The 294-nt window shown below is 66.0% G+C and carries 1 protein-coding gene; it reads right to left on the bottom strand.

The genetic code is table 11. From position 1 onward, the window contains the following. Positions 1 to 294 (bottom strand): DNA adenine methylase (locus V6766_RS25545; RefSeq protein ID WP_448471040.1); only part of this gene is annotated, 294 nt, incomplete at both ends.

Below are 294 nucleotides of genomic sequence, written 5' to 3'. Positions count from 1 at the left end.
CGCCATAGTCGCCCTCGTTTCCCCAATAGGGCGGGTCGAGATAGAACAGCATGCCGGGCCGGTCATAGCGGCGGATGAAGTCCTGCCATGGCAGGCATTCGATGACCACGCCGGCAAGGCGCTCGTGGATGTCCTCCAGAGTCGAGGCGAGGTTGGTGAGGTTGAAGCGCGCGCCGGTGGTCTTGCTGACGCCGAAGTTGCGGCCCGCCACCTTGCCGCCGAAGGCGAGGCGCTGGAGGTAGAGGAAGCGGGCGGCGCGTTCGAGATCGGTCAGCGTCGTCGGGTCGGTCTTCA

The sequence above is a fragment of the Martelella sp. AMO21009 genome (assembly GCF_053484295.1).
The sequence above is the reverse complement of the archived record's forward strand: the minus strand, read 5'-3'. Positions and strand labels throughout refer to the sequence as shown.